The organism is Paenibacillus silviterrae, from assembly GCF_030167925.1.
GTDB classification, from domain to species: domain Bacteria; phylum Bacillota; class Bacilli; order Paenibacillales; family NBRC-103111; genus Paenibacillus_G; species Paenibacillus_G silviterrae.
Map to the genome: position 1 here is coordinate 337,187 of NZ_JASKUT010000001.1, position 22,257 is coordinate 359,443.

The 22,257-nt window shown below is 51.8% G+C and carries 16 protein-coding genes; 15 read left to right on the forward strand and 1 reads right to left on the reverse strand.

From position 1 onward, the window contains the following. Position 1 precedes the first annotated feature (1 nt). From QMO62_RS01475 to QMO62_RS01490, 4 genes are read left to right on the forward strand one after another with little or no spacing between them, the layout of a single operon-like run. The gene (locus QMO62_RS01475; protein ID WP_284638178.1) at positions 2-1,126 is read left to right on the forward strand and encodes an alginate lyase family protein; all 1,125 of its coding nucleotides are present in this window, start codon (positions 2-4) and stop codon (positions 1,124-1,126) included. Between the two features lie 27 nt (positions 1,127-1,153). After that, positions 1,154-2,119: a Gfo/Idh/MocA family protein gene (locus QMO62_RS01480; RefSeq protein ID WP_284638180.1), complete on the forward strand. Its 966-nt coding sequence runs from the start codon at positions 1,154-1,156 to the stop codon at positions 2,117-2,119. 41 nt (positions 2,120-2,160) lie between these two features. Next, positions 2,161-4,296, forward strand: a complete 2,136-nt coding sequence (locus QMO62_RS01485) for a TIM-barrel domain-containing protein (protein ID WP_284638182.1) — start codon at positions 2,161-2,163, stop codon at positions 4,294-4,296. A 14-nt stretch (positions 4,297-4,310) separates the two neighbouring features. After that, the gene (locus tag QMO62_RS01490; protein ID WP_284638184.1) at positions 4,311-4,673 is read left to right on the forward strand and encodes a cupin domain-containing protein; all 363 of its coding nucleotides are present in this window, start codon (positions 4,311-4,313) and stop codon (positions 4,671-4,673) included. Positions 4,674-4,746: 73 nt separating this feature from the next. Here QMO62_RS01490 and QMO62_RS01495 read toward each other — a convergent pair whose 3' ends face one another. Continuing rightward, positions 4,747-5,622: a helix-turn-helix transcriptional regulator gene (locus QMO62_RS01495; protein WP_284638186.1), complete on the reverse strand. Its 876-nt coding sequence runs from the start codon at positions 5,620-5,622 to the stop codon at positions 4,747-4,749. Between the two features lie 171 nt (positions 5,623-5,793). Between QMO62_RS01495 and QMO62_RS01500 the strand changes: the two genes are divergently transcribed. The 11 genes from QMO62_RS01500 to QMO62_RS01550 all read left to right on the forward strand — a co-directional run bounded on the left by QMO62_RS01500 (position 5,794) and on the right by QMO62_RS01550 (position 22,121). Beyond that, complete coding sequence (locus tag QMO62_RS01500) at positions 5,794-6,831, forward strand: glycoside hydrolase family 88/105 protein (RefSeq protein WP_284638188.1); 1,038 nt, start codon at positions 5,794-5,796, stop codon at positions 6,829-6,831. A gap of 633 nt (positions 6,832-7,464) precedes the next feature. Next, on the forward strand, positions 7,465-9,126 hold the full coding sequence (locus QMO62_RS01505; protein WP_284638189.1) for a sensor histidine kinase: 1,662 nt from the start codon (positions 7,465-7,467) through the stop codon (positions 9,124-9,126). After that, positions 9,098-9,853 (forward strand): response regulator transcription factor, encoded by a 756-nt coding sequence (locus QMO62_RS01510; RefSeq protein ID WP_284638191.1) that lies wholly within the window; start codon positions 9,098-9,100, stop codon positions 9,851-9,853. The genes QMO62_RS01505 and QMO62_RS01510 overlap by 29 nt, the downstream gene beginning before the upstream one ends. Before the next feature lie 187 nt (positions 9,854-10,040). Beyond that, positions 10,041-10,922, forward strand: coding sequence for a carbohydrate ABC transporter permease (locus tag QMO62_RS01515; RefSeq protein ID WP_284638193.1), 882 nt, complete (start codon positions 10,041-10,043; stop codon positions 10,920-10,922). Positions 10,923-11,018: 96 nt separating this feature from the next. Then, the gene (locus tag QMO62_RS01520; protein WP_284644826.1) at positions 11,019-11,834 is read left to right on the forward strand and encodes a carbohydrate ABC transporter permease; all 816 of its coding nucleotides are present in this window, start codon (positions 11,019-11,021) and stop codon (positions 11,832-11,834) included. A 13-nt stretch (positions 11,835-11,847) separates the two neighbouring features. Continuing rightward, positions 11,848-12,861 (forward strand): GDSL-type esterase/lipase family protein, encoded by a 1,014-nt coding sequence (locus QMO62_RS01525; protein ID WP_284638195.1) that lies wholly within the window; start codon positions 11,848-11,850, stop codon positions 12,859-12,861. A gap of 123 nt (positions 12,862-12,984) precedes the next feature. Beyond that, complete coding sequence (locus QMO62_RS01530; RefSeq protein WP_284638196.1) at positions 12,985-14,295, forward strand: ABC transporter substrate-binding protein; 1,311 nt, start codon at positions 12,985-12,987, stop codon at positions 14,293-14,295. A 112-nt stretch (positions 14,296-14,407) separates the two neighbouring features. After that, entirely contained in the window at positions 14,408-18,193 is a 3,786-nt protein-coding gene (locus QMO62_RS01535) for a polysaccharide lyase family 8 super-sandwich domain-containing protein (protein WP_284638197.1), read from the forward strand. Between the two features lie 168 nt (positions 18,194-18,361). Then, positions 18,362-19,351: a Gfo/Idh/MocA family protein gene (locus QMO62_RS01540; protein ID WP_284638199.1), complete on the forward strand. Its 990-nt coding sequence runs from the start codon at positions 18,362-18,364 to the stop codon at positions 19,349-19,351. Between the two features lie 175 nt (positions 19,352-19,526). After that, entirely contained in the window at positions 19,527-21,590 is a 2,064-nt protein-coding gene (locus QMO62_RS01545; RefSeq protein ID WP_284638201.1) for a hypothetical protein, read from the forward strand. 12 nt (positions 21,591-21,602) lie between these two features. Beyond that, complete coding sequence (locus QMO62_RS01550) at positions 21,603-22,121, forward strand: YbjN domain-containing protein (protein WP_284638203.1); 519 nt, start codon at positions 21,603-21,605, stop codon at positions 22,119-22,121. Positions 22,122-22,257: the final 136 nt, after the last annotated feature.

Below are 22,257 nucleotides of genomic sequence, written 5' to 3' on the forward strand. Positions count from 1 at the left end.
CATGCATTCAAGTCATGGATCACATGACATTCGAAAGAGACTTATCGACCTGGATAGGTCATGGATCTTAAGGAGGGCGGAACAGGCCCTCCGTTCGGAAATAAGGCACATTACCGATGAACAGGCAGATAAGAGTGAAGGCGGACCGCATGATTATTATTCGAACGGCGATTACTGGTGGCCCCATCCGGATACTACGGACGGGCTGCCCTACGTTAAGCGGGACGGGGAGTCGAACCCGAACAATTTTAGCGCCCATCGGCTGATCCTTCGGGACATGCGAACGAACACGGCACATTTGGCCGCCGCATACGCAGTAACCAAAGAGATGAAATATGCTGAGCGGGCGGTACAATGGCTCAAGGAATTTTTCCTCGATGAGGATACACGAATGAATCCGCATTTGCTCTACGCTCAGGCCATTCCCGGCATTTGCCCCGGGAGAGGCATCGGGATCATTGATACGCTGCATTTGATTGATATCCCGCAGGCGGTTCTCATGCTGCGGGGTTCGGCTCCCCTCGCGGATGAGATTCTTTCCGGCTTACAACGCTGGTTTGCCGATTATTTATGCTGGATGACAACCCATCCTTACGGCGTGGAAGAAAGCAATACGGACAATAACCACAGCATCTGCTGGCATGTACAAGCAAGCGTGTTTGCCGGCTTCACCGGTAACGAGGAGATGCTGGCGTATTGCCGCGACAGGTATAAACGTATCCTGCTGCCCGGCCAAATGGAGCATGACGGAAGCTTTCCCCGAGAGCTTGCTCGTACCAAGCCCTACGGCTACTCCATCTTTGCGTTAGACAACATGGCAACGTTATGCCATATCCTATCCACCCCGTCCGACAATTTGTGGAACTACGAGCTTCCGGACGGACGAGGTATACGTAGAGGCTTTGCTTATCTCTTCCCCTATCTTGCCGACAAGGAAAGTTGGCCCTACCCACCGGACATTGAGCATGACGAGGGCTGGCCGGCAAGAATTTCCGGCTTATTATTTGCCGGCTTGGGACTTGGTAAGGAGGAATATATATCCCTCTTTGAATCTCTGGAGCGTGACCCGGAGGATAAGGAAATACGAAGAAACATCGCTATTCGCCAGCCGATCTTATGGTTATAACATCCGGATCCAGAGAGGAGCAGTCTTATGAAAGCCATATTGGTTGGACTTGGGTCCGCCGGGTTTAGCTGGTATACAAGGCTGAAGAACCAGGGGCTGTTAGCCGCTGTTGTGGAAACCAATTCTTCCCTGAAGCCGAAGATGGGTAACGACCCGTACCCCTTTTACACCTCGCTGGAGGAGGCGCTTGAGAAAGAAGCGGCGGACTTCCTAGTGAACGTGACCTCGCCCATGGCTCATACATCGGTCAACCATGCAGCCTTCGATCGGAAGCTGCCGGTGCTTTGCGAGAAGCCGATCTCTTTTGATTACGAAGAGTCCGTGGACATTGTAAAGCGAGCGATGCGGGAGGGGATCCCCTTTATGATCGCTGAGAATTATCGCCGTTTCCCTTATATTCGAAGGCTAAAGCGATTGATAGATGAAGGCTTGATAGGGCAGGTTGCATCTATTGATATCCGGTTTCATCGTTACCATCAGGTGCATCGCAATTACACGGTCAGCTTATTGGACGATATCGGCGTGCACCACTTCGATATGATCCGGTACTTGACCGGAGCCGAGGGGAAACGAATTGCCGCTCAGCTGTATGCGCCGTTAAACGGATGGGGAGAGCCCGGAGCCGATCTCAATGCTGAGGCATGGATTGAACTCGAGGGGGGCATTCGTGCTACGTATTCCGGAACGATAGCCTCTCGGAGCAGACAAACTCCATGGTGTGGACAGCTGCGTATTGAGGGCAGTGATGGCGCGCTGGAACTTACGGATCAAGAGATCTCCTTATACCGAGGGGGACATGCCGAAACCTTCAGCGATCATAGTGCTTTTGCAGCAAGCGATACGTTGTCTGAGTTCCTCTCGTCCCTACGAGAGGAGAGGGAGGCGGAATCGAGCGGAAGGGACTACTTGCATACGCAAGCTCTTGTTCATTATGCCAAGCTGGCCAGCAAAAAGAGGCAGTGGACGGACATTGAATTGCCGCTAAGGACTTGAACGACATAATCCAACAAGGGAAGATGGGGTGAGGAAATACAATGGCAGCACTTATTTGGCAGCAGTACGCTTCCGGAGTATGGCGGGGAACGATAGGAGAACCATCCGCGCTTTCACCCGTTAGCTGGATGAACCGGGAGCCTAAGTATGAAGCATTGCACCAGTTAGGGGATGTGCCTCTGCCTTTCTCTATGGAAGAGATACGATCGGATTACGTAGGCGCCATGCCGATCTTATCCTTTCCGCTGACGGAGCAGGAAGCCATTTACGGGATGGGACTGCAGTTTGCCCGAATGAACCAGCGTGGAAGGACCAGATTCCTTCGTGTTAATAGCGATCCTAAGCAGGATACGGGAGAAACACACGCGCCGGTGCCGTTCTTTGTATCGGACTGCGGTTATGGTGTTCTGATCGATACTTCACGAGTGACGACCGTATACTGCGGCTCAACCGTGCATATCGATGATAACGGCCCGGAGGCGGCGCGGGATCGGAATACGGATAAGGCCTGGAGGGCCACTCCGCTGTCCAGCCGTATGGAGGTACGTCTTCCCGAGGAAGGGGCCACGGTCTATTTATTTAGCGGACCGACGCTAGTCGATGTGGTGAAAAGATACAATCTGTTCTGTGGCGGAGGAACCTTACCGCCCCGATGGGGGCTTGGCTTTTGGCACAGGGTACCGAAGCTGTACAATGACAAGATGACCTTAGCGGAAGCGAGAGAGTTCCGCGAGCGCGGTATTCCCTGTGACGTCATTGGTTTAGAGCCGGGCTGGCACAGCAGAAGCTATCCTGTCACTTATGAATGGTCGGAGGAGCGTTTTCCCAACCCTTCCGGATTTGTGCGCAGCATGGAGCAGCTGGGCTTTCGAATTAACCTTTGGGAGCATCCATACATCTCCCCGGATGCCTCTATTTTTGAGGCGATGAAACCGCTATCGGGAAGTCACACGGTGTGGGGCGGTTTGGCTCCCGATTATACCTTGAAGGCTGCGCAGGAGCTGTACATGAATCAGCATATAGAGCAGCATGCCAGTATCGGTGTATCGGGATATAAGCTTGACGAATGCGATGGGAGCGAGCTTACGAATCATTCGTGGATGTTTCCGGCCCACGCCAGCTTCCCTTCCGGCGCCGATGGGGAGCAGATGAGGCAGATGTACGGTCTTCTATTTCAGAAAATGACTTCCGACCTGTATCGGAAGCATAACCGTAGAACCTACGGTCTGGTTCGAGCCTCTAACGCGGCGGCATCCACTCTGCCTTATGTGCTCTACTCAGACTTGTATGACCATAAACAGTTCATTCGTGCACTGAGCAACGCTTCCTTCAGCGGTATTCTCTGGACTCCGGAGGTGCGTAAGGCGGATAACAGTGAGGAATGGGTGCGTCGCATGCAATCCGTATGCTTCTCGCCTATGGCCATGCTGAACGCGTGGGGAGACGGTACCAAGCCCTGGTCTTTCCCGGAGGTGGAGCCTATCATTCGGCACTATATCGAGCTTCGCATGCGGCTGCTGCCTTATTTCTATACGGCATTCGCGCGATACTGCTTCGAAGGTCTTCCTCCGTTTCGCGCCATGCCGCTGGCCTTTGAAAGCGCCGATCAATACCGTAAAGCCGCATCGAAAACCAGCGTTGATCATGGAGAGGTGCTCAATACGACGGACGCCGCCTACGGAAAACAAAGGATCAAGGAATGGGACGATCAATTCCTTATCGGAGATGACCTGCTCGTGGCCCCGATGTTTTCAGGTGAGCGGGGGCGGGACGTTTTGCTGCCTCCGGGTGTGTGGTACGGCTTCGAAACAGGAGTACGCTACGAGGGTGAACAGGTTGTGCATATTCAAGCTCCGCTCGAGCTGATTCCGATCTTCGTTCGCGAGGGAGCTGTCATTCCCATGATGCCTGTCAGACAGCATGCACCGAACAGTACGGAGCGTACTCCGTTGGAATGGCTTCATTTCGGCAGTGTACCGGGCCGCGGAATGTTATTTGATGACGACGGCGTGTCGTTTGATTATGAACGGGGCAAGCATATTTGGCAGTATGCGGAGGTTACGGTGGATGAACGTGGGGACCTCTTATTCGAGATGAAGGAAAAAGCCGGAGCTGCGGATGCGCTCTCCTCTTACAGTTCCGTAACCTGGAGGCTGGGCTTAAAGAGCATTAACTAACTAGGAGGGGATCCGTGGTGATCGTTCGTAACTACCTGCATGCCGAGTATATGATGGAGAAGAGTCACAGAGGCAATGGTCTGGTGAAAAGTGTGAGATTGTATGATAGCAGCGATTTTGATACTGCATTGAAGTTTTTCTACTATACCGAAATTCCGCCGCAGGCGTCCATCGGCTACCACACACACGGGCAAGATGAGGAGATTTATGTCATCATAGAAGGCCGCGGGCGGATGTCGGTTAACGGGGAAGTGCGGGAGGTAGAACGCGGTGATGTGCTGCTAAATAAACCGGGCTGGAGCCATGGATTGGAAAATCACACGGATGCTCCTTTACGCATTCTTGTTTTTGAGGCAGCTATTACTACACAGCCATGATTACGCTCCATGGAGAAAGGAGGAAGCCCTTGCGACGCAGAGGGCTTCCTCCTTTTGTTGCTTTAGAACGGCTTCATCCGCCGGAGCCGGAGCGTTCAAGCTTCCTATAGGCACGAGGGGAGAGACCCGACAGCTTTTTGAACACCTTGCCGAAGTGGGAGAAGTTTTCAAAGCCGCAGTGCTCCGACACCTGCGTGACGCTCCAATCCGTTTCCCGCAGAAGACGCTCGGCTTCCTTGATTCGGGTAATATTCACGTACTCGGTGAAGCCAAAGCCGGTGACCTCCTTGAATACACGGCATAAGTGACCTTTGCTGATAAAAAATTGCTTGGTCAGGAGGTCCAGGTGCAGAGGCTCTCTAAAGTGCAGATTAATGTGGCGAACGATATCCGTAACCTTTCGCTGGACGGGCGTAAGCTCTACATCAGGCTGGGCCCTGCGCTTCAGAATGTGTCTCGCCGCGAACAATAGTACTTCGTTAGCCATGTTTCGGATGTGCAGCGGATAACCCGGGGGACGTTCGTTAAGCTCACTCAAGAGAGAGCCAAGCAGGGCTTCCAACTGCATTTGTTCCTGCATATTCAGCCTGACAAACGGGTGGCCCCCGGAGAAGGGAGCAAGCAGCAGCTCTTTATCCTCCTGTGGGTAACCATTGAAAAAGGACGGGTTAAAATGAAAGACGATACGCTCATGATTGGGCTCGCTGATCTCGGAGGTTCTATGCAGGGCATAGGAGTCTACCAGCATCATGTCGCCTGGCCGAATATGATATACGGAATCCTTGATAAAATAATTTCTTTCCCCGCGTAACAGGTAAAACACTTCATACTCTATATGGTAGTGGCTGGTGTTCATGGAATAGTGCCCGATTCTGCGGTCGAATTCGATCCAAAGCGGATCATTCCTCGACCCGAAGCGCAGCATGCCGGGCAGCGATGCAATCGTCATGAAGGGCTCCTTTAATTAAAGAATGATTCATATATTCATTATATCAATATATGCGGGGTTTGGGGAATGATTGTCCATATAAGCGGGGAAATAATTCGCATTTTATGATAGTCTTCTCGATAAAGCGAAATGGCTGTAGGGGTAGAGCTTTGTCAAAAGGAGATGGGTGAAATGCGTAAATTTGAATGCAATGAAGATGAAGTGAAAGAGCTTATTGACCGTGTTGTCCGCAGAACGATGAATATGGATTTTACCTGGAACTGGTCCTGCGGAGTTGCCTATTACGGAATATCCAAAGCGTGGGAAGTCACCGGCAACCAAGAATATATTGATTTTCTGGTCCAATGGGTGGACGAATACTTGGAGCTGGGCCTGCCGCCTATGATGGTTAATGCGTGTGCCATGGGGCATACGATGCTGACTCTGCATGAAGCCACAGGCGACTCTAAATATCTTGATTTGGCGCTGTTAAAGGCCGAGTATCTTCGTAAGGATGCCATCCGGTTCGGAGAAGGCGTATTCCAGCATACGGTGTCCTCCAAAAACGATTTTCCGGAGCAGGCCTGGGCGGATACGCTGTTTATGGCGGCTTACTTCCTGCTTCGACTGGGCTTTAAGCTGGACAACAAGGACTATATTGACGATGCCTTGAATCAATTTTACTGGCACGAGGAATACCTGCAGGACATGAAGACGAACCTGTTCTATCATGCTTGGGACAATGTCAGACAAGACCATTTGTCCGCTATTTACTGGGGCAGAGCGAATGCATGGGCTGCTTATACGATGGCACAGGCGTACAAAATGCTGAACCCCTTCATGCCGATGTGGATGAAGCTCGGCGATGCGCTTCGGGATCAATTGAGCGCTTTGGTAAGACTGCAGACTCCGGATGGACTTTGGCGGACGGTATTGACCGATGAAACCTCGTATACCGAAACATCAGCCTCCGCGGGCATTTCCGCAGCTTTGGTCATCAATGGACATCCGTTGCACCAAAATGCCATTGCCAAAGCCTATGAAGGCATCCTGGCCAACATAGACGAAGACGGTTCCGTTCGGAACGTATCGGCAGGCACGGCGGTAATGTACTCTGCGGAAGACTACAAGGCGATATCCAGGAAGAGAGTTCAGGGATGGGGGCAAGGATTAACTTTGGCGTACCTTGTGGCTTTGCTTCAAAACAAGGAGCTTGTCAGCAAAATATAAGCACTTTTAAACAAGGGATGCAAAGCTGCGAAAGTGCAGAAATCCTCGACCTTAAGTGGAGGTTTGGAACGAGATTTGTGAGAATAGGCATCTTTGAGAGATCACAACGGCTGAAGACGAGGCCAATGGTTTTGGAAAGTTGTATAAACGCAGAATTTTTATTGAAATTGATAGCAATCATGGAAAAAGCTGCATTTTTGCAGAAATGTGCTTTTCAAAGATTCAGGCCGCCTATGAGTGGTTGGACCCCAGCACGCAAGGATTTTCTAAAGACAATATATATTTCAGGGGGGAAAATGTTTTCCACCCTGTTTTTGTTGATGTATGGAAATAGAACATTTCTTTGTTTCACATTTCGGGAAATAGGCCTAAATAGAACAGAACAACGGATTTCATGCCAAACCCCTTTCCATCTTTAACGACGTGCTATAATATCTTTGAGGTGAGGGGGGCGGTCACGTGCTGAGAAAATTAAACAGATTATGGCCCGATACATTAAAATATCGTTTGTTTATAGCGTGTCTGCTGTTACTACTTTTGCCGTTTAGCGCCTTGAATATCTATAATTTCCAAAAAATTGAGTCTATTGTTCAGAAAAAAATCAGCAAACAAAGTCGCGATCAGCTGGAAAGGATGCACCGAACTGTCCAAGACCAAATAAGCATCGCTTTTAAGACGCTCATCTTCCTGGAGCAGGACTCTCTCGTGAAGTCGATTCTTGACAACCCGGCAAGATTCAATCCGCTGGAGAACAAAGCCTTAATAGAAGAAAAATTTTTGAATCTGAATAACAGCTTCTTCTTGTACAATTCTAATGTATATTTCACGGTTCTAGATTTTCACGGCAATGTGTATACCTCCTATCCTTCGAGGCGTTCCCTCAACTATGAGGAGATCATGGCAAGCCCCAGGTTCCGTGAAATCCGCATGAGTAAAACACCGATTGTCTGGGTGCCGAGTGACGAGAACAATGTGTCTAGGGATCTCTCGAAGACCCCTTACTTATTATCCGTTTACGCGTTGCTGCGAGACCATAATAATGCCGTTTACGGTATCGCACGGATCAGCATTGATTATGCTTATTGGTTTCAAACCTTTCTAAAGCCCGCGTCGGATCTTGGACAGGACTACTTCATCGTAACGCGCAGCGGGGAGGTGGTGACCCAATCGAATCCGCAGGCGCAAGCCGTAACGGCCAAGGCGATTAAGCAAATCGCATCGGACCCGGAAGCCGAGGGCTATACGGTGGATGCAGCTTCCGACGCGCTGCTCAACTACAGCTATATCGAATCCTTGGATTGGTATATCGTAAACCGCATCCCGCTGCCCATTTTATTTAACGAGATCGAGGTGCTGAAACGTCAATATTTCAGCATGTTTTTTCTTTTGGCGGGTGCCTTCATTCTCGTCGCATTCCTGATTGCGCATACGATCACCCGGCCGCTCTCGCAGCTGCAGATCAAGATGCGGCAGGCCGCGCATAGTAATCTGAAGGTTCGTATTCCCGAGCAAAAATACAAAGGAGAAATTCTCGAATTAACCCGTACGTTCAATACGATGCTGGTCGATATGGATGAATTGATTCAAAGGCTGTGGGCGGAGGAAAGGCAGAAGGATGCCGTCCGCTTTCAGATGCTGCTGGCGCAAATGAACCCGCATTTTCTGCTGAATACGATGAACACGATGAAGTGGATCGCCTTGCGCCGTGACTGTGAGGATATCGCCGATATGTGCGTGTCCTTAGGCAGGCTGCTTGAAATGAGCTTAAACACCGACGTCGACCTGATTCATCTTAAAGAAGAAATTATGCTGACGCAGGCATTCGTTTTTATCCAACAAACCCGATATAAGGACCGCTTTGATATTCGCTATGAATATGATACGAGGCTTGACTATGCGCTTGTTCCAAAATTCAGTCTGCAGCCGCTCGTAGAGAATGCCATTCAGCATGCCTTTCTTGAAGCTACAGGCGATCAACGTGTGACGATCCGGGTGAGGGAAGCGGAGCGGAGCATGCTGCAGATCGAAGTGGAGGATAACGGCATCGGATTTCAAAAGGCTCGTGAGCTTCAGAGCAAACGGAAAAGACCTAGCATCGGACTTACGAATATCCGCGAACGATTAAAGCTCCTGTTTAAAGAGCAGGGCTCACTCGACATCGTCGAACTGGAGCAAGGGACGCTGATTCGGATGGTGATTCCTTACTTGTTATCCATACCTTATGCTGTGGAGACTTCGAATTCTATTCAAACGGAGGCAAACCGGGATGTGGAAAGTACTGCTGGTGGAGGATGAGGTGTTCGTTCGGGAGTCAGTGAAGGAGCTTATCCGCTGGGAGGAGATGGGATTTACGGTGGTGGGCGAGGCGGGGGACGGCGCCAAGGCGTTGGAGCTGATTACGGCGGAGCCTCCGGATCTGGTATTGTCCGACATCGTTATGCCCAAGATGGATGGCATCGAGTTGTTGAAGGAAACGCGCAGAGCAGGCATCCAAAGCCGTTTCGTGATGCTGACCTGCTTGGGGGATTTCGAATACGTGCGGCAGGCAATGGAGTACGGAGCGTCCAATTATATTTTAAAATTATCGATGAGTGTCAAGGATTTGCGGGATACGCTGCAGAAGATTCGCTTGGAGCTGGAGAAAACAGCACCGACAGTCAAGGAGTCTGAAGCTGCTTCGGCGAAGGACAAGATCAAACATCCCGAAGTGAATAAGATCATTCAATATATTGAAGAGCATTATCAAGAGGAAATCACCGTGAAGCAGTTGTCGCAGCAGGTCATGATGGGGGAAAACTACGTGAGTACCTTGTTCAAGAAGAAGACGGGCAAAACGATCATCCATTATTTGCATGAGCTGCGCGTCAAGAAGGCCATTGAGTATTTGCTGCATACCGATATGACGGTCAGTGAAATCGGCATCAAGGTCGGATTTTTTAACGATAACTACTTTATTAAAATATTCAAGCGCATGACCGGCTCTACGCCAAACCAATACCGTAGGAGCGAAAGCTCCGAGTAATACCTGAAACGACCGTCCGGGCAGCCGGGCGGTTTTTGTTTTGCGCGCTAGAACGAATAGAACAAATCTACGAAGCCTGACCTGCCTAAATTGTGAGGTTTTGTATCATAAAACAAAAGGTTTTGTTCATTATGCCCAGCATCGTTCCTTGCTACAATGGGGTCAATAAGCGAATGGGGTGAAGCAAGTGAAAGGCAACTGGATGAAACGTCAGCAAATGATGGGCTACCTATTTATTGGACCCAATATGATCGGCGTCCTTTTGTTCTATATTGTACCGGCGATAACGTCCTTTTTTCTCATGTTTACGAATTATCAGTTTATGAACCCGAAATTCGAGTTTGTCGGCTTGGCTAACGTAAAGCGGCTGCTGCAGGATGAGCTATTTTATTTGTCGATGAAAAACACGGCGATCTTCCTGCTGTCCGTCCCCGTCTCGATCGGGCTGGCTTTTCTCGTAGCGGTTGTGTTGAACCGGTCCGTGTATCTCGTCAAGCTCCTTCGGGCCTTGTACTTTATGCCTTACATTACGAGCGGCGTAGCCGTTGCATTCGTCTGGATGCTCTTGTTCCATGCCAAGCTGGGCCCGATTAACGGTTTCCTGCGGGAGATCGGCATCGCGAATCCGCCGGGCTGGCTTTCCTCTACGGAAACCTCCATGTATGCCATCGATATCATCTGGATCTGGTTCATGCTCGGGTACAACATGATCATTTACTTGGCTGCACTGCAGGAAATCTCTACCGAGCAGCTGGAAGCGGCCAAGATGGACGGGGCGAAGCCTTGGCAGATCGTTAGGAGCATCGTATGGCCGCTCGTTAGTCCGACGACATTCCTGCTGCTGATTACCGGCTTGATTATGTCGGTTAAGACGTTCGGTATTATTCAGGCGATAACGCAGGGCGGTCCGGGAAACAGCACGACGGTGCTCTCGCTCTTCGTATACCAGAATGCCTTCCGTTATTACGAGATGGGCTATGCCTCAACCATTTCCTGGGCGTTGTTTCTGGTGATTCTGCTGATCACGCTCTTTCAATGGTGGGGGCAGAAACGATGGGTTCACTATTAAGCAGTCAGGTAGGAGGAATAGGTTATGATAAAACCACAAGCTGAGATGCGCCGGCTTCCGCAGGCCTTTGTAAGTGAAAGGCTCGCGCATCGCCCCATGCTCACCAAGCTGCTCGCCACGTGCGTCATGCTGTTTCTCGGAGTGTTGATGGTCGTTCCGTTTCTGTGGATGATCAGCACCTCCTTTAAGAGTCCGGCGGAGGTGTTCGAGTATCCGATCCGCTGGATACCGGCGGAGCTGTCATGGGCGCACCATGTGAAGGTTTGGATGGGGAGCGATACCTTCTTTACTTACTATTTGAATTCCCTCAAGGTAGCGATCCTTGGAACGGCCGGGGCGACCTTCCTGTCGGCCTTCGCGGCGTACGGCTTTGCCAGGATGGAGTTCAAGGGACGCGAGGCGCTGTTTGTCATCTACTTATCCATGATGATGATTCCCCCGCAGGTGCTGTTCGTACCGAAATTTATGATGTTCGAATGGGCGGGAATTTACAACACGCATTGGGCACTGATTTTGCCCGGAATGTTTACGGTATTCGGAGTATTCATGATGCGGCAGTTCATGCTCTCGATTCCGATTGAAATTTCAGAGTCCGCCTTTATCGATGGCGCCGGTCACCTCCGCATCTTCTTCCGGCTCATTTTGCCCTTGGCCAAGCCGGCATTGGCAACCTTAGCCATCATCGATTTCTCCTGGCATTGGAACGATTATGAGAATGCGCTGGTCTTTCTGATCGACCGGGATTTGTATACCGTTCCGCTGGGACTTCAAAATTTTATATTGGAAAATACGATCGATTACAACGGTATGATGGCGGCCGCTACAGCCGGGATCGTACCGATGATCCTCGTGTTCTTGCTCGGCCAACGCTTTATTATTCAAGGCATTTCCAATTCGGCGGTGAAGGGATGAGGAGGCACAGGCGATGATTCACATGAATAACGTTGAACTGCACAACGTGGAGGAACTCCCCGTTATAGAGGGGCGGCCCGGTAGACTGCTTCAACGAATTCCGGATCGCGTGCTGCATGGCCTTCGGGAGCCGGCCCAGGCGATATACCGCAGAGCGGCAGGCTGCGAAATTCGATTCGTCAGCGATTTGGAGCCCGTAGTGGTGCAGCTCGCGAGCTATAACGGCGACAGTATCGCCACCGTATATATCGGCGATTATTTCGTCAGCCAGCATGTAATCACGCAGCAGGCGGTCACACTTCATCTGGAATTGCCATCGCCTTATTTCCTGGGCACGGAGGCAGGTCAGAAGCTCCAATATGCGTTCTCGCCGAGGGTGTGGCGCATTATGCTGCAGGGAGGGGAGGTGCATCTTCTGGATATTCAAGGGGCAAGCCTTCGTCCGCCCGCGCCGAAGGAGCTTCCCGCACGCCGATACTTGGCCTATGGCACCTCCATTACACAAGGGGTGTCGGCGACAAGCGCGGAGTTGACGTATGTGTCGCAGGCGGCTTGGCGCTTAAAGGCCGATGCGATCAATCTGGGAGTCGCAGGCAATGCTTATTGCGAGCCCGCGATTGCGGACTATATCGCCGAACGAAACGATTGGGACTTCGCCTCCTTGTGCATTTCGGTCAATATGCTGAACCAGGGCGTATCCGTGGAGGAGTTTGAAGGGAAGGCGGAGGCGATGGTCCGGCGGATTGCAGCCGGCCAGCCGAATAAGCCGCTCCTTTGCATCGGGCTGATTCCCTTGTTCATGGATCAGGGCTTCCGGTGGCCGGATAAGCATCCGGCCTCAACACCTGGGGCATATAGAGAGGCGCTGCAGACGATCGTGCGGAGGCTTCAATCCGAGCATGTTCATTATGTCGACGGCCGCGAGCTTTTCGGAACCGGATTTTATGGCATGTCGCACGATTTACTGCATCCGGGTAACCACGGCATGATTGAAATGGGACGCAATTTGGCCCGATATTTCGAGTGATGCGGCATGGTCGATGGCACTGCTTCCAGCTTGAAAGGAGGGATGCCCCAAAAAGGGATTCGATCACAGGCAGACGGAATGATAAAGTAAAGGTACGGCATTTATTCTCGGGAGGTCATAAAGGTGAAAAAGACAAAATCCGCAGGTTTGCTTGCCATGGCACTTATGCTGGTTCTTCCGGCATGTAACGCCGCTTCGACGAATTCGACGCAATCAGGCTCCGCCAAGCCGTCTTCGAAAGAAACCGTTAAGCTTAAGATGTGGGGTGGCGTACCGCCGGAGTCCGGCCCCCAGGCGGTTGTGGATGCGTGGAATGCAGCGAATCCTGACATCCAGGTATCGTATGAAAGATATGTCAACGACGATTCCGGTAACCTCAAGCTCGATACGGCGCTACTGACCGGACAGGATGTCGATTTATTCGTTTCCTACTCGGGAACAGCCTTGAAGAAAAGAGTGGATTCAGGAGTTGCCCAGGATCTGAGCCGTTATGCCAGCGAGTACGACATCGAGGCCAAAATGGGCGCTGCGGCAAAGGATTGGCAAGTAGGCGGAAAGTATTACGGTATCCCTACCGTGAGAAGCCCTTTCTTTGTCTGGTTTAATAAAGATTTGCTGGATCAGGCGGGACTTAAGATTCCGACCTCTTGGACGTGGAATGAAATGAAGGAGTACGCGACCAAGCTCAAGACGGATAGTCGATTCGGACTTGTACAGCATTTGGAGGTGTACCCGGATCCAATGGATTCGGTACTGGTGAAGCAGGGTTATACGAAGCAAGGCGGGGGCTCCAATCTGGATCATCCGCTGGTCGGGGATTGGCTCAAGCTGTTGAATACGATGATGAACGAGAAGAGCACGCCGAAGCTCGGCGAACAATTAACGACGAAGATGCCGGTGGAAACGATGTTCCTGAAGGGGGAGGCTTCGATGCTGAATGCCGGATCGTGGATCTTCCGCAGCTCGAACAACCTGAAGGATAATCCGCGTTCGTTCAAAATTGCTTTCGCCCCGGTTCCCCGTTTGGCTAGCGGCCAAAATGAGTATGTAACCAGAGGCGGACTCGGTGACTTTGTCTCCATCAACGCGAAGTCGAAGCATCAGGCCGAAGCCTGGAAGTTCTTGAAATGGTATGCCGACGGCGGATTGATGCCGCTGGCCGCAGGGGGACGGATTCCGGCCTCTAAGGAGGCGAAGGCGGATGATGCGCTTAAGATGCTGCTTGCCGGCAATGACAGCACATATGATATTGCCTCTCTCAAGTACGTGCTCTTCGAGGATCAGACTCCGACCTATTCCCGAAGCGTCCCTCAGCAGGTGATGGATCTTCGCAGAGAAGAGTACGAGAAATTTTTCCTGGGCAATCAGGATGCGGCAGCGACGTTGTCTTCCATGGTTAAGCGACATAACGATTTCCTTAAAACGAATAAATAATCGAACGCTTACAAGAGAAAGAGGGATGCCGAACAAGGTTCTCTCTTTCTATTTTCCAAATTCCATAGGGGGGAACTAAGTGAAGAATCGGAGAAAACTTTTTAGCGTGTTTATGGCGGCAATGATGTTATTTTCCATTGTGGGAATGGGCTTCTCCCCGAAGCGCGCTCAAGCTGCAGACTCGTTCGACGACTTACGGCTCAAATGGTACGACATGCTGACAGGCGGTACCTCTTACGATCCGAATGAAAGCGATTTCGCCGCGGCGATAGCTTCCGTCACGGAAAAGGCGCAAACGAATTGGAGCACAATGAACGGTGATCTCGCCAATAGGACTTACTTATGGAGCGATCTTGCGGCATTATCCACGAATCCGACTCACATCCGGTTATCCTATGAGCGTTTGAATAAGATGGCGCTTGCTTACCGAACGCACGGCTCCTCACTGAACGGTAACGAAGGCTTAAAGATCAGTATCCTTGACGGTTTGAAGTATCTTCATGACCATTATTACAATACAACAGTAACCCGATACGGGAACTGGTGGGAATGGGAGATCGGAACTCCACTCGCTTTGAATGATACTACCGTTTTGATGTATGACGATTTGATCCAAGATCCGAGTGCCCCGATTGCCGATTATATGAATGCCATTAAGTACTTTATCGCCGGACCTAGGGATGTGGGAGCCAATCGGGTATGGACCGCCGCGGTGACGATTGTGCGAGGGGTGATTTCTAAAGACGGCACGGCGATACAGAACGGCGTGAACGGATTAAGTCCGGTATTCAAGTACGTTACTTCGGGAGACGGATTTTATACAGACGGTTCCTTCATCCAGCATGAAAAGTTCGCGTATACGGGTTCTTATGGGCTCAGTCTGATCGATAATTTAAGCAGAGTGCTGTATTTGGTAAAAGGCTCCGCCTGGGATGTTACGGATCCATCTGTGGCCAATGCATATAAGTGGGTACATGATTCCTTCATACCGGTCGTTTACAAGGGCGCGCTGATGGATATGGTTCGGGGAAGAGACATCTCCGTATACAGCAGGGAGGATCATGAGCAGGGCAGCCAATTGATCCGGGCCATTCTGAAGATGGCGCAATCGGCTCCAAGTGCAGATGCGGGAATTTACAAAAGGGTAGCCAAGTATTGGCTGCAGAACGATACCTACACCAATGTCTACCATGATCAGACGATCGACTTTATCCGAATAGCAAAACAAATTGTAAGCGATTCCAGTGTCGTCCCTGCCGCTGAGCCCTCCGTGTCCAGAATCTTCCCGGCTATGGACAGAGCGGTTCATTATCGCCCCGGCTTCGGCTTCGGTTTAAGTTTGTTTTCCAGCCGCATTGCCAACTATGAAGCCATTAACGGCCAGAATATTAAAGGCTGGTATACCGGTGCCGGTATGACCTATTTATATAACGGCGATCTGGGGCAATTTAGCGGGAACTACTGGCCCACTGTCAACTCCTACAGGCTTCCGGGGACGACAGTAGTAGCGAATAAGACGATGGCCGCCAATTCGAAGTCGACCCAAGCTTGGGTAGGCGGCACGACGCTGGCGGATACCTATAGTGTTGCAGGAATGTCCTATGAGCATGTGGACGCAGATATGACGGCGGACCTTACAGCTAAGAAATCCTGGTTCCTATTTGACGACGAAATCGTTGCTCTAGGTGCGGGCATAACCTCATCCTATCCGAGCAATGCCATTGAGACGGTTGTAGAGAACCGGAAGCTGAACGAGGAGGGAAGCAATGTACTGACGGTGAACGGTACGGTTAAGCCATCCTCCATAGGCTGGGCGGAATCGATGTCCGGGGTTCGCTGGGCGCATCTGGACGGAGAATCGACGGGGTCCGGTATCGGCTATTATTTCCCTGGAGGGGCGACGATCAAAGGGCTGCGGGAGCAAAGGTCGGGCAAATGGTCGGATATTGCGAAGTATTCCGGCGTACTGGAGCCAGGAGACCCGACGTATACGAACCGATTCTTAAGCCTGTACATGGATCATGGCATTACTCCGGCGAATGGTTCCTATGCATACGCTTTGCTGCCCAATCAGACTCCCTCCGAGGTAAGCAGCTATGCAAGCAATCCCGATTTCATAGTGCTTGCCAACACTGACAGCGTTCAAGCAGTCAAGGAGAAGAGCTTGGGTATGATCGGGGCTAATTTCTGGACGAATACCACGCAAACCGTGGATATGATCACAAGCTCCGGACGCGCATCAGTTCTGGTAAAGGAGAACGGGGGAAGCGAGCTCGAGCTGTCCGTATCCGATCCAAGCATGCCGGCTTCCGGGACAGTGACGATTACTCTGGACCGAAGCGCTTCCGAGGTCCTATCGAAGGATCCAAGAATTACAGTCAACCGATTGAGTCCAAGCTTACAGCTGACGGTGAATACCGGAGGCTCCAAGGGGCAGGCGCTGCAAGCAAAATTCGTCCTTGGAAGCCCACCTGTCACGACGGTTGTGGAAGCGGAAAGCTTCAGCAGCATGAGCGGTGTTACTGTGTATACGCCTACAACCGACAGCAACGGCGGTTCCCACGTGTCCGGCATAAGCAATGGCGATTGGATGGCCTACAAGCAAATGGATTTCGGGGTGGGAACGGACAGCATGGACATTCGTCTTGCCTCCGCGAATACCGGCGGGACGATGGAGCTCCGAATCGACGGTCCCTCGGGAGACGTCATCGGAACCTATGCCATCACAAGCACGGGCGGCTGGTCCAGCTGGAAGACCGTAACCGTGCCGCTGTCAGGTGCCAGCGGGAAGCATGATCTTTATATGGTGTTCAAGCGACCGGATTCTCTGGGAGTCGCCATAGTGAATTGGTTCGATTTCCACCCGATTCAAGAAGCTGTGACGACGATAGAAGGAGAAACGTACAGCTCGATGAGCGGTGTCAGCATCGTAAATCCGACGACGGATCCCGAAGGCGGCGGCAGCCATGTCGGCAATATCGGCAATGGGGACTGGATCGCTTACGACGCAGTGAATTTCGGGGCTTCCACCGGCAAGCTGACCCTCCGGCTCGCAGCCGCGTATTCCGGTGGAACGATCGAATTTAGGAAGGATAGCATAACGGGCCCCTTGCTCGGGACCTATCCGGTACCCAGCACCGGCCAATGGACGAATTGGGCTACAGTGGAGGTGCCGATTACGCCTGTCAGCGGAACGCAGAAGCTGGTTCTGGTATTCAAACGGCCGGATACGCACGGAGTGGCGAGTCTGAACTGGATTCGTTTCGTCCCGGAGCCGGTGCAAGCGGATCTGGTTCCACCGGAAACGACACCCATATCCAGCCCTGTGGACGGGTTGAACGGCTGGTATGTCACGAACCCGACGATCACGCTTGCCGCCAGCGACAAGCTTTCCGGTGTGGCGGATACGGTGTATAGCGTGGACGGAGGCGGCTGGTTCAAGTATACAGGGCCTGTACTCATTACGGCTGAGGGGGTTCACACCCTTTCCTACAAGAGCTCCGACAAGGCAGGGAACGTCGAAGAAGCCAAATCGTTGACGGTGAAGGTGGACAAAAGTGCGCCGGAGCTTAAGGTGCTGACGGATAGCCCCTTGCTCTGGCCTGTCAATCATAAGTTTATCGACATCCGGGTCGATGTGAAGGCGAACGATTCCTTATCCGGGGTCGGCAGTGTCGCGCTGGATCGCATTCTACATAATGAAGCTGACGATCCGTCGGCGGATGTGGAGGGGGCTGAGCCGGGCACCGACGATCGTTCCTTTAAGATCAGGGCGGAAAGAAGAGGCAGCGGAACCGGAAGAGTATATACGATCACCTACACAGCAACCGATCTGGCCGGTAACCGCGCATCCGCTTCTGCCATAGTCACCGTCCCCCATGATCTTTCCGGGTATTAGGAACAAGACGGGTTACCGAGAATAACGGCTGGGATATGCACTGTTTTTACTAACTCTACAATTTTATTGATTTTCAATCATCGGCATGTCCTTCAAAAGAAACGTACATAGCCAAACGGTTTGCCATGTTATATGATGAGCCCATTCATATTCAGGGGGGAATGAGGAATGGGATATCGTTTGGCTGTGGTAGGCGGCGGGAAGATCGCTGAGTCTCACCTGATGGCCGCCTCCCGTATGGAGCAGCTGCAACTGGCGGCGATAGCGGATGTGCAGCCGTTACGGGCCGAGGCGCTGGCCGCTCATTTTCATATGAAGGCATATACCGATTACCAAATGATGATCGAGCGGGAAAAGCCGGATATCGCTGTCATTACTCTTCCGCATCACCTTCATAAGGAGGCGGCGGTATATTGTTTGGAAAATGGCGCTCATGTGCTTCTGGAGAAGCCTATGGCGTTAACTGCCGCTGAGTGTGACGAGATCATCGATGCCGCTCGGCTCCACAGCAGAGCAGTCTTGGTGGGTCATACTCAGCATTATATGGCCGAGAACCGGAAGGCGAAGGAGCTGATCGACAGCGGAGTCTTGGGACAGCTGGTGATGGTGAATGATACGAGGCACCTCTCCTACTTCTCCGACGATCGGCCGGGCTGGTTTTTTGAGAAGGCGAAGTCGGGCGGCGGCATCATTGCCAATCTGGGCTCACATTCGATCGATAAGATTCAATGGCTAAGCGGCGGCGCCATAACCAAAGTGCGGGCAAATCTCAGCTATCATGGGGCGAGAGGGGATGTGGAGGGCAGCGGCATCATGTTCCTGGAGAATGAGCACGGCGTGCCGGCTACCGTCACACAGTCAGGATACATCGGAGCGCCAAGGAATGAGACGGAGCTGATCTTTACTCATGGAATGCTCAGGCTGAACACCGGGCAAGGGCTGTGGCTAAGCGAAGGCGGTGAGTATCGCAGAGTGAATGTAGGTGAACAGCAGGACCCGTTCCGGCTGCAATTTCTTGATCTGCTGCGAACGGTGGAAACTAACAGTGAACCGCAATGCTCCATGACTTATTCCCGCAGCATCGTTCATGTACTCGAGCATATTTATCGATCCGCGCAATCCGGGAAGCAGCTGGATGTAGTAAAGCATGTCAATTGAGTTCTTGTCGGAAACCCTGGCGACATCGGAGTAAGCGTCCGCAATGTCGTCGGGGTTTTTGCCGTATTCAAAAAAAGCTTCACAAGATCGCTTTATGTCGATAAACTATAGGGGATAGGTATAAAGTCGGGAAAAATGGCTATTTATGATGATGACTAGAGGGGGAGCCCATCATATGTCACAAAGAGCAAAGGGCGGGCTTAATCGTGCGGCCGATATCGCCAAAGGCGGGCTTGATAAGCGCTTCGGAGGAAGTGTATCGGCCGGGGGGCCGCAAGCGGTATCCGCTGTAGCCCAAAGAATGGAAGCTCTGCAAAAGGCTCTCGGGAACAGAGGAACGGCGCAGCTGCTGGCTCACCAAGCCGCGCAGCGCAAGAAGGCTGCTGGCGGAGCGGCTTCCGGCACGGCTAGTCTTTTCTTAGCTCCGAAGTCCCGGCAATCGTCAATGCCTCTTCAATTGAAAGCGGCCGTGATGAAGTCGCTAGTCGGTGCTCATATGAGAGCGTATACGAAGGATACTGACCCTTCGACAAGCACGGATACATATAAGGTAAAGGAAAAAGAAATGAAAGGCCCGAAGATCGGCTTCCGCGCTGAATTCGAGGACCTTGGCATTGCCGATGAAACGGGGCAGTGGACCCTGATCAAGTATGGGGGCGACACCGGCTTTGTCCGCAAGGATAAAATCGGCGAAAAGGGCGGATTGTCCAAGGCGCGAAATGTACTGGCGGAGACGAAGCGGTCGAACGGCGGTAAAAAGATGAGCGAGATCGGACAAGCGCCTGAGGAGGAAAGCGACCGGTTCGATGACATTACCGAGAACATCTCCGAGGGCGGAGAGCTGCTCATGACCGGACCTGGAGCCGCGTCCGAAAGCATCGAGGAAACCGTCGATGCGCTGGAGGAGGCAGGCGGTCAGGAAGAGCTAAAGAATAAGCTCGAGACGGGAGGAGCCGGTCTCGGCGTAGCCAGCGCACCGGCAGATGCCGTTCTGTCCGGTCTAGGCGGTCTTGTGGCGATGAAGAAGATGGTCGGATCGCTCCGGGATTCGAATAAATCGGTTGGGGAGAAAATTTCCGATGTGACCGAGAATTCCCTGGATATCGGCAAAGCCGTTCAGGAAGGTGTGGAGGGCACCTCCGGCTTCATCGACGATGTAGGTACGCTTGCCGGCAGCGATGCCGTCAAAGCGGCGGGCGGGGTAAGTGACTGGTCCGGTTCTGTTGGAGAAGCGATTGACGCGATCAAGAGCGCCTTCTTCACGGTCAAGGACGTCTACGACCTATTCAAGAAAGCGACGAGCAGCGAAGGAATTAGTGCGGATGAAGCGATAGGGGGAGGCTTGTCCGCTGTCAAGAACGGGTTGTCTGCGGCACAGGGTGCGGTGAAAACCGTGAAAGCGATCTTGGATATCCTGAAGATCGGCAGTGCCGGACTGGCCGCGGCGATTCCGGGCATAGGGATTGCCATCAGCGGCATCACGATCACGATTAAGGTATACGATTCGATCAAGGCGTTTATATCCACGTATAAGATGACCAAGGTGAAACGGGAATTCAAGGATAAGTACAAAGCCCGCGGGGCCGATTATGTGAAAGAAAATTCGTTAAGCGTGAAGGGGAAAACCCTATGGTCCTCCACGGGAACGGACAAGGATAAGCTGAACACACGGAAAACCGATTTGGAAGGAAACGCAGGGCGAAGCGCTGACGAGGAACAGGAGCTCCAGGATATTCGGGAATACGAGCTGGCCAAGGAGATGAAATATATCAACATGAAGCGCTTGGCCCGCGCAGGTATTCAATCGGGGCTTGAAATGGTTAACATTGCCGGTGAAATCGCTACCCTAAGCGGGGTGGGCGCGAAGGTAGGCATTCCGCTGAAGGCGGTTGCGGCCGGGGCCGGCGTCTCGATGAGCATCGCCCGTAAGGCGAAGCAATTCGGACGTGACCGGGCGGCCAAGCCGGGAGCATGGAAGGTAACGAAAGCAGTGTTCAATGCCGAGAAGTCGTCGGCGAACAAGCAGGCGAAGAGGGTTGAACAAGCGAACCTGATTCTGGATATGATCGCGAAGCTGCCGGAATATGTTCCTGGAGATGAAGGGATAAAGAAGCAGTATACGAGAGTGGAAAATTTTATTGCCTCCACTGGAATAAGTCCCGCTCAATTGTATAGACTGAATGGCAATGTGACCAAACAGCGGGAGTATCTAGTGAGCGGAATGAAGAAGAGAGAATAGGAGGCCGACACCTTGAATGAATCAATACATGCGCGCCATTTGGCGGAGCTTGGCTTTTTGAAGCAATATTTGGAGGAGGCCGGACTTCAGTCGGATTTGTTGGAAAAAAGCGAGGAAGTACCGTTAAACGTGCTGCTGGCTCCGATGCTTAAGGACCATAAGGGTCGGGATCGATACGTTAATTTTAGCTTTGTGCCTTTTACTGACGATGAACTTGAGAGTATACGTCTGCTGCAGATCTATACGACCGTTCCGGTAAACTGGAAGGAAGGGACGAGAAGCAGCGTAGAGAAGCTGCTGCTTGCGATCAACTGCCAACTGGCTATCGGACACTTCAGCATCAAGTCGGATGATGAAGTCTATTACCGGTATGTTTATGCGGCGCCTGGCGGGCAAACGTTAAGACGTGAGGATATGCTGGAGCTCATTGATTTGTTTATGCTGATGCTTGACATGTTTTCCAGGACTATAGATGATGTCGCTTCAGGCGCGCTTTCCTTGGCCTCCGCCATGGCGGCTGTAAATGAATAAAGCAGCAAGTATACGTCCGGGGTCGTTTCCGGGCGTATTTTTTTTTGCTAACTGTAATTCCAATAACAGGAATAGCTTGATTTTAACCAATACGCTGAAAACCCAGTAGAATCAAGGGTTGTAGCGTACAACCTGA